Source organism: Microbacterium sp. 71-23 (genome assembly GCF_001897265.1).
GTDB lineage: Bacteria > Actinomycetota > Actinomycetes > Actinomycetales > Microbacteriaceae > Microbacterium > Microbacterium ginsengisoli.
The window spans coordinates 18,143-31,146 of record NZ_MKSL01000012.1 but is presented as its reverse complement, the minus strand read 5'-3'; the positions used below and the strand labels follow the sequence as shown (position 1 = coordinate 31,146).

Sequence of the window (13,004 nt, the reverse complement as noted above, 5' to 3'; positions counted from 1 at the left end):
CCATGTCCCTGAACAGCATCCCGGCAGTGACCGTCCAGGACGGCGCGCTCGGCGCGATCGTCGAGTCCACCTCGACCCGCAAGCGTGTGTACAGCGCGTGGATCCTCATCGGCCTCGCCCTGCAGGCGATCGTCGCCGGGATCATCGCCGGTACGGCCTCGTTCGCCGCTGTGGCCGCCCTGGGGTGGCCGCTCCTGGTGAGCGTGGCCGCGGCCATCCTGGGGGCCGTGGCGGGCGCGTACGCCGCGCTGACGCCCCAGGTCGCGACCCTCGCCCGTGCGAACACATCGAGCACGACGTCAACGCCTGCGACGAGCACCACGGGCGCCACATTGCCGATCACCTACGCGCTCCCGACCGCCCAGATGTCCCCGAGCGACGTCGCCTCCCTGGTCGTGAACCAGGTCGCGCCGGTCGACGTTCCCGCACCGACCACGGGCGACTGATGGTCTACATCAAGGTGCGGCCGGGCGGGTGGCGACAGCGCCCGTACATATCGACATCGCTCGACGCGGCCGCGCTCGATCACTTCGAGCAGGGCATCTACGACGCCTCGGTCACCGCCGACGGCGCGTTCCAGGACACGCCCGAGGGCCGCACTGCCCTCGCCGCGTCCACGGAGTTGGGCGAGGCGTTCGTCGGTGTCGCGAACGGGGTGACCGCGACGATCACCGGTGACCCCGCGGACCCGGATGTTCGTCTGTTCATGAACGGGGTGGAGCTCTGATGGCTGGGATCGCGAAGGACTCGACGCTGACGAGCGGGAGTGCCCGTTTCGTGCAGCGACCGGACCCGGTGGTCGTGTTCGACGACACCGACTTCTCGACCGGTCCCCGCGGGTGGCGGGGGCTGATCAACGGCACCGCGGCGCAGGGCGTGCTCGTCCCGTCCACGATGCCGGGGAACGGGGCGTCATCGCTTCACCTCGGCATCGAGGACGGCGGCGCGTCGTACAACGCGGACGGCTACGCGATGGCCGTGAAGCGTGCGTCGCTGCCGTTCAACCCGGCGACGGGGAACCTGTACGAGTTCATGACGCTCGAGATGGAGGTCGCGCTCGGCTCGTACTGGAACACGCAGAACCGGTGGGCGAGCCCCCGATGCGTGGACATCGGCATCGACAACGGGTACGGGCTCTACCAGGGCGGGCAGATCGACAACCGGGCGCTGCCCGCGGTCCGCTACCTCGTCATCGACGAGTCGAACAGCAGCGCGCTGGTGCAGAAGTTCCAGACCCGCCACGGCGACAACGGCGGCAACGTCACCGGCAACCTCACGTCGGGCTCCGCGGTCGTCGGCGGCTACTCGTCGGGGGACATCGGGAAGGTCGGCGCGACGGTCACCGGCTCCGGCATCCCGGCAGGGACCACGATCCTGACCCGCACGAACAACACGATCACCCTGTCCGCCCCCGCGACCGCGACTCTCAACGGGGCCGCGCTCGTCATCGGGTCCGTGATCGTTCTCGTCGATCTCGTCGACATGTACGGCGCACCGATCACGTACCCGTACGGTTACAACGAGGACAAGACCGGCGTCTGGAAGATCAAGATCATGCAGTCGATCGTCGACCAGCGGGTCGTCGGGCTGCAGGTCCAAGGCAAGGGGTACGGGTTCCTCAACCAGGCCCTCGCGGACCCCTACTCCGACCTCAGCCTCTACAACCTCGGGAAGGGCTGGGCGCACCCGTTGAACCAGGGCGGTGTCGCGTCGTTCTACGGCGGCGCGAACGCGTGCGTCGAACTGTACGGGCGCAACAACACCGGGCAGGTCCAAGCGGACCTGTGGTTCTCCCGACCGCGGATGGAGATGTTGGCAGCATGAGCACGTTCAACCTGCTCGCGAACGGTCGCGCGATCTCCGCGCCGGTACGGCTGCGACGGATGCTGACGAGCAAACCGACGGACGTGTTCCTCTCGGTCACCGACTGCACCGGAGCGCCGACCGCCGCGGCCCTGACCGCGTACTTCGAGGTCCTCCAACCCACCTCGGACGGTGCGATCACGAACGCGTACCCCGGCGGGATGTGGACGCGGCTCGACGCGGACACGCACCCGTTCGCGCTTCCCGAGGGCGACTGGGACACGATGCTCGCCGACCAGACGACCACGAAGCTGAACATCGACAAGGTCGTGACCGCGTCGGGGAGCCTCGCGATCTCGATCGGATCGGGCGGCACCCTGCCACACCCGTTCGTCGTCGGGCAGCGGATCTCCGGAACCGGCATCGCGCACGGCGCGTCGAACATCATCGACGCCGTCGGATCGGCCGGCGCGGACGGCACCTCCGGATCGTCCGCGACGCTCCGGTTCCCGGGCATCACCGGCGACTCGAACGGGTCGGGGAAGCTGTTCACTAACCCGAAGCAGTGGAAGCGCCGCATCCTCGGGTTCCCGACCTGGGCGCTGGTGCTGCTCCCGAAGTTCACCGGCGGCGCGTCACCCGCGTTCACCGTCACCGTCTCAGCGATCACGGAGGACTGACATGGCCGCACACGTCCACCACGCCGGCGCGAACGGCATCTGCTCGTGCGGGCTCGTGTCCGTCGGCGACGACTGGATGGATCCCGCGCACCTCCCGATCCCGTGGGACGTGCCCGTGAACCTCGACTACGCGACACCCCCGGACGACACCGACCCGGTCGACGTGGTCATCGTCGACACCGGCACCCCACCGGTCGACCCCGCGCCGGTCGTGATCTACCAGTCATCGGAGGGATGAAATGGGCTACCAGGCGATCGTCGGGTCCGCGGACCTGACCACGAAGATGCGCTACATCAGCTCGTACACGTTCACCGAGAACGCCGGCACCCCCGCGGCCGCGCGCGTCGTGATCCGTGACGGCAGCGCGTCCGGGCCGGTCATCATCGACGAGCCGATCGTCGCGGGCGGTGTCGCGAAAGGCGACCTCTCGAAGCCCGTGTTCTGCCCCAGCGGGGTCTACGTGCAGGTTACCACCGGCACCGTCCGCGGCTCGATCCGAGGCACCTGACGCAGATAAGCGCATAGCTTCTCCGGCGCACATATAAGCCCCCGGCTTCTACCCTTCCCAGGGTGGGAGTCGGGGGTTTCCGGCGTTGTCGGCGGCATCCCGCAGGATGACCGCATGTCCGAGTGGCACCCGCTCCTAGCCGCGGTCGAATCTCAGATCGGACGGCCGCGCAGGACCAGAAGAACACCAAGAACACCCGAACCGATCAGCAGGAACGCGATCCCGCGCACGGCCCATACGATCGCGTTCTGGATTCCCGTGTACGCGTCTCCACCGTATTCGGTGGTGTTCGCATTGCTCAGAAGCACGATCGCGGCGATGATCGCGAACACGGCGTACACGCCTGCCAGGATTCCTGCGAACGCGTTGCCACTGATGTCCTGCTCATACCGGGGGACAGCGGTCGCACCGCGGCCCTCCGTCGGTCCTGTTGGTGCTTCGCTGTCCGTCATGGTGTCCCCCGATCGTGTATGGCGAGAGCCTATCGTCAGGGCTTGAACGGCTTGTCACATTCCGGATGCGCGGGGTCCGGGACAGCGATCGAGAAGCAGATCACCGGGTAGCACGACGTGTCGTTGACGCCGTCGTTGCTATTCGCCGAGGACCCGGCCGGGCACCGTATTGGTGCTTTCGTCGCGGGTGCTGGGTTCTGCTTCTTCTGCGTGGTCGGAGGTGCTTGCGTCACGGAGGGAGAGGGAGTCGGCGTGGACACCTGCTCGACGGGCGTCGATGTGAGAGAAGGCGTCGGCGACGGAGTTGGCGAGGGCGTCGTCGTATCGACGATCGAAACCGTCGTAGCTACTTGCTCTTCAAGTCGCGGCAGGTTCGTGATCAACGCGTACGCTCCCCCGGCGACGGCAACGACGGCGACAACTCCGACCGCAGAGGCGATGATGCTCCTGATATTCATGTGTCCTTCTCCTTGAGTGGCATGGTCGCACCATGATTCCGATCGAAGATCTGACGGCCGAGCAGGAGGCGCTCAAGGAACCCACCATCGACTTGGCGGCGCGCGCGCTGCTCGACGCACGCGACGAGATCGCGGCAAGGGAGAGCGACGCTAGCGGGCATCGATCCGAGCCATCGCATCAGCGGCATCCTTAAGCGCTTCCGGCATCAGGTGACCGTAGATCTGGGTGGTCGTCTGCACGGACTCGTGCCCAAGCCGGCGGGAAACGACGAAGATCGGCACGCCCTCCTGCAGCAGCCACGACGCGTGGGTGTGCCGTAGGTCGTGCGGCCGCGGCTCCTTCCGCAGCTTCGAGGCGTCGACGGCGTCCTGCCAGCCGTGGTTGTGGAAGGTGGTGTTGGTGAGCTGCGACCCCAGCGTGTTCGGGAACACCAGATCGTGCTGGCGATTGGCGGCAACGAGATCCGCGGCGAGTCCCGGCGTGATCGACACATCTCGGTCGCTCGGCGTGTTCTTCGTCGAGCCGATGAAGAACTTCCGGTGCGCGTCACCCTTCCACGCCTTGTCGACCTGGATGTAGGGAACGTCAGCGTCGAGGTGCAGATCATCCCAGGTCAGCGCTGTCGCCTCACTGAAGCGCATTCCGGTGCCGACGAGAACTCGCGTGAGCATCTGGTGTCGCTGGGGGATGTGCTCAAGGAGCGTGTCGAACTCAGCCTTCGTGAGGAAGGTGGCGCGCCGTCCGGCTCGATCCTCGTTCGGCAGTTCCACGAGCTCGCAGGGATTGTCGCCTCGCCACCCCCTCCTTACCGCGGTCTTGAACGCGCTCGAGAGCAGGCCCATACGATTCGCGATCGACTTCCGCGTCGCCCCGTCGCGCCGCTGCCGCTGGATCCATGCCGCTATGTGCTCGTCGGTGACCACGTCGACGCGCAACCCACCGAGCTGCTCGGTGAAGTGCGTCGCGATCATCGAGCGGTAGCCGGCAATCGTGCCCTCGTTCGCCCGGGTGAGCAGCGACAGGTGCCGCTCGAGCATCTCGCTGACGGTCGGCTTGCGACTCGCCGCGGCGGTGAGCATCTGTTCGGCCAAGGCGAACCTCTGGTCGTTGGCGTCCAGCAACCGGCGCAGCATCTCCGCCTCACCCTCAGTGGGGAACGTCATGCTCGTCTGGCGCCCAGACTCCGGGTCACGCCACAGCACAGCGAACGACGCCGCACCCGTCTTCTGGACCCGCTTCCGAACGCTCGCCATGCCCGCCAGACTAGGGCTCGTGTCAACACATTTCGAGTTAGTGTCAACGGATCCGCCGGAATCCCTTGAAAATACTGGCGGAGACGGAGGGATTTGAACCCTCGGTCCCCTTGCGAGGACTCCACCTTAGCAGGGTGGTGCACTAGGCCTGACTATGCGACGTCTCCAGGCGTGCGGCGGCAGAACCGCGCACGCACCCGGCAAGCATAACCGGTGGAGCGCGTGTGTCCGAAACCCGTTCGGCACCCGGGCGGGGCGCGTCATGGAGCGGTGGATGCCGCGGCCTCCGCATCGCGCGGGGCCGCGGCATCCGTCACTTCTTGAGGTTTCCGTCCGAGCAGGTCTCCTGCGCCGCCGTCTGACCCGAGATCGACGACGGAAGGGTCGCGGTCGGGTTCGGCGTCGTCGAGGTCGACGGCGTGCTCGTGGTCGACGGCGTCGACGCCGGCGTCGGAGTGGCCGACGGTGTGACCTCGACGACACCGCCGTTCTGGCCGACCTTGCCCGTCAGCTGCAGTGCCTCGTTGTTCTCGAGCGCTGTGAACAGCGCACTCGCCGCCGACGTGTTCGGCACGACCTTGTTGGGGTTCGAGGGGTCGGTGAGGGTGGGGTACTGCACGAACACGATGTCGCTGTACGGGACGTCCTTCATGGCCGTCGCGAGCTGCACCAACGTGATGGGATTCGTGAGCGACTTGCTCGGGGTGATGTTCTTCACGGCGATCGAGGCGAGACGCAGGAGCGTCGTCGGGTCGGACAGCGTGCCCGCGCTGATGAGCTTCTGGGCGAGGCGGGACATGTATTGCTGCTGGTTCGAGATGCGGCCGAGGTCGCTGCCGTCGCCCACGCCGTGGCGGGTACGCAGGAACTCCAGTGCCTCGAGGCCCACGAGAGTGTGCATGCCCGGTCCGAGATCGAGCCCCGTGTTCGTCGGGTCGTAGATCCGGCCCGACACACAGACGTCGACCCCGCCGATGGCATCGGTGATCTGGATGACACCACCCCACGTGATCTTCGCCGCACCCTGGATCTGCATGCCGGTGAGAGAGGTGATTGTCTGCGCCACGCAGCCGAGGCCCGCCACCGAGTAGGTGGAGTTGAGCGGCTGCTTGCTCATCGCGGAGGTCTTCGTGCCGTCGTCACGGGTGCACGAGGGGATCGGAAGCATCAGGTCGCGCGGGAAGGAGATGACCGTGACCCGACGCGGGTTGTCGGAGATGTGCACGACGATGTCGACGTCGTTGTTGATCGATCCGTCATCGGCGCCGCTGCATCGGCCGGGGAACATCGCGGCGAAGTCGGGGAGGCACTCGTCGGTTCCGACGATCAGCAGGTTGTAGCCGCCCTGGATCGCACCGATGTCCGGCGGCACGCTGTCTTCGCCCGGGAGGGCGACCGCGTTGCTGACGTAGTCGGTCGTGAAGCTGTACACCGTGAAGCCGACGACGCCCACCACAGCGACCAGCACCGAGGCGACCGCGACCGCGAGGATCTTGAACAGCTGAGAGACGGGCCGCGGCGAGCGCAGCTGCCCGTGCCGGGCCACTGTGCGGCGGCGCGGCTGGGGAGTCGACGGTGTCACTCAGGTCCTCTCGGGGTCAGGGTCGGCCGGCGGCCGGTCCCTCGCTCCTCGGGCCGTTCGGGCAGCCGTCGGGATCTGCGGAGGGTGTGGGATTCGAACCCACGGGACATCTCTGCCCACTGGTTTTCAAGACCAGCTCCATCGGCCGCTCGGACAACCCTCCCGACACGTCCGCCGAAGCGGTCGAGTCGAACCGGCGACGAGTCTAGTCGACGAGGCTCGGCGGCAATTCTCGCAACGGAGCGCTGAGCGGCGCCTGAACGAAAGGTGCGTGTCGGCGATGAGTCGAACGGATGCCGCGGCTCACAGCGCGCGCAGCACCTGCGCGACCCCGCCGTCGGCGACCGATGCGGTCACCTCGCCGGCCGCCTCCCGCACCTCGTCGGGGCCTTGGCCCATCGCCACCGCGCGGCCACCGCCGGCGAGGGCCCAGGTGAACATGCCGATGTCGTTGCGGCCGTCGCCCATCACGAGCACCCGGTCGGAGGCGACATCCAGCCAGGCGCGCACCTTCTCGAGCGCGGTCGACTTGTCGACCCCCTTCGGGGCGATGTCGAGCCAGGCCGTCCAGCCGACGGCGTACGACACCTGGTTCAAGCCGATGCGGGCGACGAGGTCGATGAAGTCGTGCTCGGTCTGCTCGGGAGAGACGACGACCACGCGGGTGACCGGCTCGGCGGCGAGCTCGTCGAAGCCGACACGCAACGCCCGCTCGAGCTGCCAGTCGTCGAGGTAGTCGGTGAACAGGCGACGTCCATCGGCGAGTTCGACAAGGTAGTGCGCGTCGGGCAGGTGCGCCTTCAGAAGCGTGAGCACCTCGGTCGCGTCGAAGGTCTCCGCGTGGAAGCGCTCGTAGTCGCGACGGTCGCCGAGGCGCTTCATGATCATCGCCCCGTTCGAGCACACCACGTACTCGGGAAGGATCCGCAGGGCACGCACGATGCCGATCGTGCCCTCCCAACTGCGGCCCGTCGCGAGCATCACCCGGTGGCCGCGCGCCTGGGCGTCGGCGACCGCGTCGACGACGCCGGGACTCAGCGACTCGTCCTCGAGCAGCACCGTGCCGTCGATGTCGAGCACCACGAGGGCCCCCTCCGACACGGGGGCGCCGGGGGTGGCATCGGTCACGCGACCGGCTCCATGACCTCGAGCCCGCCGAGGTAGGGGCGCAGCACCTCGGGCACCGTGACCGAGCCGTCCGCGCGCTGGTGGGTCTCGAGCAGGGCGACGATCCAGCGGGTGGTCGCGAGCGTGCCGTTGAGGGTGGCCACGTGCTGCGCCTTCGCCGGCGCGCCCGACTCGACCGCCGGACGGTACCGGATGTCGAGGCGACGCGCCTGGTACGTCGTGCAGTTCGACGTGCTCGTCAGCTCGCGGTACGAGCCCTGCGTGGGCACCCACGCCTCGACGTCGTACTTGCGTGCGGCACTCGAGCCGAGGTCGCCCGCGGCGACGTCGATGACCCGGTAGGAGAGGCCGAGGTCCTGTAGCATCCCCTCCTGCAGGGCCACGAGGCGCAGATGCTCCTCCTCGGCGGCCTCGGGAGTCGTATAGACGAACATCTCGAGCTTGTTGAACTGGTGCACGCGGATGATGCCGCGGGTGTCCTTGCCGTACGAGCCCGCCTCGCTGCGGTAGCAGGTCGACCAGCCGGCGTAGCGCTTCGGCCCACGGTCGAGGTCGATGATCTCGCCCATGTGGTAACCGGCGAGCGGCACCTCGCTCGTGCCGACGAGATAGAGGTCCTGCTCGTCGAGGTGGTAGACCTCGGCGGAGTGCTTGCCGAGGAACCCGGTGCCGTGCATCACCTCGGGTCGCACGAGCGTCGGCGGGATGATCGGGGTGAATCCGGCCTGCAGCGCACGGTCGAGCGCGAGCGACATGATCGCGATCTCGAGACGCGCCCCGATGCCGGTGAGGAAGTAGAACCGGGCCCCGGAGACCTTGGCGCCCCGCTCCATGTCGATCGCGCCCAGCTTCTCACCGATCGCCAGGTGGTCGAGCGGTTCGAAATCGAATGTCGGTTCGCCACCGTGCGTGCGCAGGGTGACGAAGTCGTCCTCGCCGCCGGACGGCACCCCGTCGACCACGATGTTCTCGATGACCGCGAGAGCCTCGTCGGCGGACGCCTCGGCCTCCCCGACCGCGGCCTGCGCCTGCTTGACCTGTTCGCTGAGCGTCTTCGCCTCGGCGACGAGCGCCGCCTTCTCCTCCTTCGGAGCCTGGGCGACCTTCTTGCCGTGCGCGTTCTGCGCCGCGCGCAGCTCCTCGAACGTCGTGAGCGCCGCGCGCCGGGCGCGGTCCGCCGCGAGGGCGCGGTCGACGGTGTCGGGCGACTCACCGCGAGCCGTCTGGGAACGCTTGACCAGCTCGGGGTTGTCACGCAGAAGCGCCAGATCGATCACCCCACAAGTCTATGGGCGCGTCATCGAGCGGCGGAGGTCAGGGGCGGCTCAGCTGCCGGTGCCTGGCATTCGCGGGGTGGTGGAGTCCGGATACGCGGATTCGATCAGCGCTGCGGTGTCGGCACGCTGCGCCTCATAGGCGGCGCTCGCGTCCGCTGCCGCCTGGCGGGCCGTCGCGATCTTCGCCGGGTACCCATCGAGCACCTGCCTCTGCTCGGCGAGGTCTTTCGTGGCCCAGTCGAAGTACCCGCGCCACGGCCCGTGGTACCAGCGACCGTCCGGGTAGGTGACGGTGACGGTGGCCTGCTCGCGTGTCCCCGGGTCCGCGGCGTTGAACTCCGCGAGATCGGTGCTGTATCGCGTGCTCTCCTGCGTGTATCTGTCGGAGGCGTGTGTGAAGTCCGCCTGCGCCTGTACGGCGGCGGCATCGAGCTCGGCGACGTGCTGATGTGCGGTCCTGAGTGCGTCGATGAGACGATTCGTCTCATCATCGAACGCCCGGAAGACACCCACGAGTGACGTCCGATCCGCGATGAAGCGTGAATAGACCTGCTCGACGCCGGCCGAGAAGCCGCCGGGCAGCGAGATCTCCGTTCCCAGGTAGGCGAACGTCTCTGTTCCGAGTGCCGTCTGATCGTCGCCGACCGACGCAGCGATCTGATCGCGCACGGGGTCGTCGGCGGGAACCTTGGCGAGTTCGGCAGCCATCGCCGAATCCAGCGACGACTGCTCGGCAGACGTCATGCGGGAGTAGGCAGCGTGGAGCATCTCGTGAGCCGCCGCCGTCACGACCGTCGCCTCCGCCCGCGGATCCTGTGGTTGGTAGAGATAGATGCGATCGAGCCGGTGCGCCGGACCCGATACGAAGCACCCTGTAGCCATCGTATCCGCCGACCCCGCGCCGGCGCACTCGGTGTTCACTGTCGCGAGGTCGGTGAGGCTCGGCAGCGTCGAGAGGAACAAGTCGGTACCCGCCCCCGTGAGGTACATGCGCTCGGCGAGCGCCACAGCTTGTGCCGACGGCTTGTCGCCGGTTCCCCACCACGCCACGAGCTGCGGTGCGAACCAGATTCCGATGACGAGCGCTACCACGGCGACAGGGCTGAGCAGAAGCAGGCGCCGCGTCGCCCGCCGGCGATGCACGCCGTCGAAGGGCGACGGGTCGCGTCGGGGCGGCGTGTTCCAGGGGTCCCCATTCTCCCCGAAGAAGGTCACGGCGCGAGCGTAGCGGTGCGAGGCCGCCCCGCGCATCCCCGAGTCGGGATGCGGCGCTAGGGTGTGGATCATGACCGACCCGGTGCCCACGGTGCGGCGCGCGGCTCTCATCTACAACCCGGTGAAGGTGGATCGCGACCGGTTGCGCACGCAGGTCGTGCACTACTCGGGACGGGCCGGCTGGGAGTCGCCTCTCTTCTTCGAGACGACCGTCGGCGATGCCGGTTCCGGCCAGGCTCGTGCCGCGGTCGCGGCGGGAGCGTCGGTCGTGCTGGTGGCCGGCGGTGACGGCACCGTGAGAGCGGTCGCGGAGGCGATGGCCTACACCGGGATCCCCGTGACGATCGTCCCGAGCGGAACCGGGAACCTGCTCGCCCGCAACCTGCGCCTGACCCTCGACGACCCCGAACGGGTCATCTCCTCGGCCTTCGACGGCGAGATCCATCCGATCGACATCGGCCTGGCGCGGATGACCCGCCTCGACCACACCGTCGAGGAGGCGTCCTTCGTGGTCATGGCCGGCATGGGCCTCGACGCCGCGATGATCGCGAACACGCGCCCGCGCATGAAGAAGGCCGTCGGATGGGTGGCCTACGTCGACGGCGCCGCGCGCTCGCTGCCGAAGGCCGCGCCGTTCCGCATCGTCTACCAGCTCGACGACGACAAGCTCGCCAGCTCCCGCACCTACAGCGTCCTGTTCGCCAACTGCGGGTCACTGCCCGCTGGCATCGCCCTGATCCCGGACGCGTCGATCGCCGACGGCGCGCTGGATGTCGTGCTCATCCAGCCCCGTGGGTTCTGGGGCTGGGCGGCCGTGTGGCGACGGGTCTGGTGGGACAACTCGGTGCTGCGCCGCTTCAAGGCCGGCCGGCTCGTGCTCGAGCGCCGCCGCGATCGGGCCGTGCGCTACCTCTCGGCGCACGGGATCGACACGCGCACCGAGACTCCGCAGGCCGTGCAGCTCGATGGCGACCACTTCGGCATCGCGATCGGGATCGACTGCCGCGTCGCCGAGGGGGCATTGCTCGTGACCGTGCCTCCGGGGCACGACGTCAGCCGCTGGTGACGGCGTCGCGACTCCACACGTGCGACCGCGCCGCGGCATCCCATCGCAGCGTGCCCTCGCGGTGCATGTCGACGAACATCTGCACGTAGGCGGCCGGAGACGTCGCCGTCTGCGCCATGAGCGTGCGCGGCACGATGCAGGTGACGACGCCGTCGGCGCCGTGCACCCTCACGTGCGAGGTGAGGAGGATGCGCAGCGCGCGTTCGGGGTCGAGGCCCTTGCGTCGGGTCATGCCGCGCGCGATGCCCGGGAACTTCCATACCGGAATCGCCGTGACGAGGGAGGACGGGTGGATGTCGCAGGGGACGGCGGTGATCGCGGCATCGAGGGACGACGTGCTCATACCGGTCAAGATCCGGATGACGGCATTCCATGTCGCGACCGGCCCCGGCGTCATCGGGATTCCGTAGGGTGGCACGGAGGACATCTCCCGCTCGCCGACGCGCACCGCCCGAACCGTGCGTGTCGCGACATGATCGCGCCCGCCCCGACTCCTGTCTGACAGGGGTGGGCGTCATGCGCCCGCGGGAGACGGACGGGGGAGGACATGGTCGACGACGCGCGCCGGAGTGACGCCGCACTGCTCCTGCAGGCGAGGGACGGCGATGCCGCGGCATGGGGGCAGCTCTGGAGCCGCCATCACCCCGCGGCGATCAGCGCCGCGCGAGCGCAGGGCGTGACGGAGGCCGACGCGGAGGATCTCGCGCAGGAAGCATTCGCCCGCGTGCAGGAGGCGGTGCAGCGGGGGAACGGGCCGACCGAGGCATTCCGTCCCTACCTGTTCACGACCGTGCGCCGGCTCGCCTGGCGTCATCTCGAACGAGCCGGCCTCGAGCCCACGAGCGACCCGCGCGGGCTCGACGCCCTTGCCCCGAGCGTCGACTCCCCCGAGGACCAGGCCGTCGCCCTGTCGGATCGCGACGCGATCGTGCGGGCGTTCCGGAGCCTCCCGATCACCTGGCAGGAGGTGCTGTGGCTCACGGCCGTCGAGGGACGCGGGCCGCGCGACGCGGCGCCGCTGCTGGGCCTGCGCCCGACGGCGGTGGCGAATCTGAGTCGTCGCGCCCGTGAGGGTCTGAAGCGAGCGTGGATCACCGAGAACCTGCCGAGCGCGACAGGCCCCGAGTGCACGTGGACGAGGGAGCACCTCGCGGCACGGGTGCGACGGTCGGCCACGACGACGCAGAACGAGCGGATGTCTCGTCACCTCGCCGAGTGCGACGCGTGCCGCGCCCTGGCCGCCGAGGCGAGAGACCTGTCCCGGCATCTCGCACTCGTGCTGCTGCCGATCGTGTTCGGCGCAGGTGCAGCGGCGTTCGCCGCACTCTCGGGAGCTCCGGCGGCCGGTGGCGCCGCGGCCACCGCGTCGAGCGCAGGTGCCACGGCGAGCGGGGTGTCGGCGGGATCCGCGACCATCGCGACCTCGGCGATCGTCGGCGGATCGGTCGCCCTCGTCGGTGCCGTCGCGGCGGCCGCTGTGGCGGCCACGATGTTCGCGACGTCGGTGTCACCGCCTCCCGCTCCGCCCGCCGCCGCAGCCGTGCCGATGACCGACGACGGGCCGTCCGCCTCCCCCTCGA

Annotated in this window: 15 protein-coding genes, 2 tRNA genes and 1 pseudogene; 8 read left to right on the top strand and 10 right to left on the bottom strand. The window is 68.8% G+C overall.

Annotation, left to right across the window (positions count from 1 at the left end):
• The first annotated feature begins 2 nt into the window (after window positions 1-2).
• The 6 genes from BGO15_RS04275 to BGO15_RS04250 are packed head-to-tail and all read left to right on the top strand — an operon-like array spanning window position 3 to window position 2,992.
• Window positions 3-446 (top strand): hypothetical protein, encoded by a 444-nt coding sequence (locus BGO15_RS04275; RefSeq protein WP_056206797.1) that lies wholly within the window; start codon window positions 3-5, stop codon window positions 444-446.
• Window positions 446-727 (top strand): hypothetical protein, encoded by a 282-nt coding sequence (locus BGO15_RS04270; protein WP_056206800.1) that lies wholly within the window; start codon window positions 446-448, stop codon window positions 725-727. Before BGO15_RS04275 ends, BGO15_RS04270 begins: the two co-directional genes overlap by 1 nt.
• The gene (locus BGO15_RS04265) at window positions 727-1,824 is read left to right on the top strand and encodes a hypothetical protein (RefSeq protein ID WP_056206802.1); all 1,098 of its coding nucleotides are present in this window, start codon (window positions 727-729) and stop codon (window positions 1,822-1,824) included. The genes BGO15_RS04270 and BGO15_RS04265 overlap by 1 nt, the downstream gene beginning before the upstream one ends.
• Complete coding sequence (locus tag BGO15_RS04260; RefSeq protein ID WP_056206804.1) at window positions 1,821-2,483, top strand: hypothetical protein; 663 nt, start codon at window positions 1,821-1,823, stop codon at window positions 2,481-2,483. Before BGO15_RS04265 ends, BGO15_RS04260 begins: the two co-directional genes overlap by 4 nt.
• Before the next feature lies 1 nt (window position 2,484).
• On the top strand, window positions 2,485-2,721 hold the full coding sequence (locus BGO15_RS04255) for a hypothetical protein (protein WP_056206806.1): 237 nt from the start codon (window positions 2,485-2,487) through the stop codon (window positions 2,719-2,721).
• A gap of 1 nt (window position 2,722) precedes the next feature.
• Complete coding sequence (locus BGO15_RS04250; RefSeq protein WP_056206808.1) at window positions 2,723-2,992, top strand: hypothetical protein; 270 nt, start codon at window positions 2,723-2,725, stop codon at window positions 2,990-2,992.
• 152 nt (window positions 2,993-3,144) lie between these two features.
• Here the strand turns inward: BGO15_RS04250 and BGO15_RS04245 are convergent, their stop codons facing one another.
• From BGO15_RS04245 to BGO15_RS04205, 9 genes are all read right to left on the bottom strand, one after another.
• Window positions 3,145-3,333 (bottom strand): hypothetical protein, encoded by a 189-nt coding sequence (locus BGO15_RS04245; protein ID WP_056206811.1) that lies wholly within the window; start codon window positions 3,331-3,333, stop codon window positions 3,145-3,147.
• Window positions 3,334-3,479: 146 nt separating this feature from the next.
• Complete coding sequence (locus tag BGO15_RS04240) at window positions 3,480-3,902, bottom strand: hypothetical protein (RefSeq protein ID WP_156454742.1); 423 nt, start codon at window positions 3,900-3,902, stop codon at window positions 3,480-3,482.
• Window positions 3,903-4,052: 150 nt separating this feature from the next.
• Window positions 4,053-5,156, bottom strand: coding sequence for a tyrosine-type recombinase/integrase (locus BGO15_RS04235; protein WP_056206814.1), 1,104 nt, complete (start codon window positions 5,154-5,156; stop codon window positions 4,053-4,055).
• 75 nt (window positions 5,157-5,231) lie between these two features.
• A tRNA-Ser gene (locus BGO15_RS04230) sits at window positions 5,232-5,323 on the bottom strand.
• Between the two features lie 146 nt (window positions 5,324-5,469).
• Window positions 5,470-6,738, bottom strand: a complete 1,269-nt coding sequence (locus tag BGO15_RS04225) for an LCP family protein (protein WP_235557409.1) — start codon at window positions 6,736-6,738, stop codon at window positions 5,470-5,472.
• 78 nt (window positions 6,739-6,816) lie between these two features.
• Window positions 6,817-6,901: transfer RNA gene (locus BGO15_RS04220), tRNA-Ser, on the bottom strand.
• A 140-nt stretch (window positions 6,902-7,041) separates the two neighbouring features.
• A complete protein-coding gene (locus BGO15_RS04215) occupies window positions 7,042-7,866 on the bottom strand; it encodes an HAD family hydrolase (RefSeq protein WP_056206817.1) in 825 nt (274 codons plus the stop codon).
• Entirely contained in the window at window positions 7,863-9,143 is a 1,281-nt protein-coding gene (gene serS, locus BGO15_RS04210; protein ID WP_045247097.1) for a serine--tRNA ligase, read from the bottom strand. Before serS ends, BGO15_RS04215 begins: the two co-directional genes overlap by 4 nt.
• A gap of 48 nt (window positions 9,144-9,191) precedes the next feature.
• Window positions 9,192-10,358 carry a hypothetical protein gene (locus BGO15_RS04205; RefSeq protein ID WP_156454743.1) on the bottom strand — a complete coding sequence of 389 codons (1,167 nt, stop codon included), beginning with the start codon at window positions 10,356-10,358 and terminating at the stop codon, window positions 9,192-9,194.
• 70 nt (window positions 10,359-10,428) lie between these two features.
• On the opposite strand from BGO15_RS04205, the gene BGO15_RS04200 reads away from it, so the two are divergent.
• Window positions 10,429-11,424 (top strand): diacylglycerol/lipid kinase family protein, encoded by a 996-nt coding sequence (locus BGO15_RS04200; RefSeq protein ID WP_056206822.1) that lies wholly within the window; start codon window positions 10,429-10,431, stop codon window positions 11,422-11,424.
• Here the strand turns inward: BGO15_RS04200 and BGO15_RS04195 are convergent.
• Window positions 11,411-11,767 (bottom strand): hypothetical protein, encoded by a 357-nt coding sequence (locus tag BGO15_RS04195; RefSeq protein ID WP_156454744.1) that lies wholly within the window; start codon window positions 11,765-11,767, stop codon window positions 11,411-11,413. The two genes, BGO15_RS04200 and BGO15_RS04195, sit on opposite strands and share 14 nt — an antisense overlap.
• Before the next feature lie 204 nt (window positions 11,768-11,971).
• On the opposite strand from BGO15_RS04195, the pseudogene BGO15_RS04190 reads away from it, so the two are divergent.
• Window positions 11,972-13,004: pseudogene (locus BGO15_RS04190) on the top strand (sigma-70 family RNA polymerase sigma factor); the annotation flags it as partial.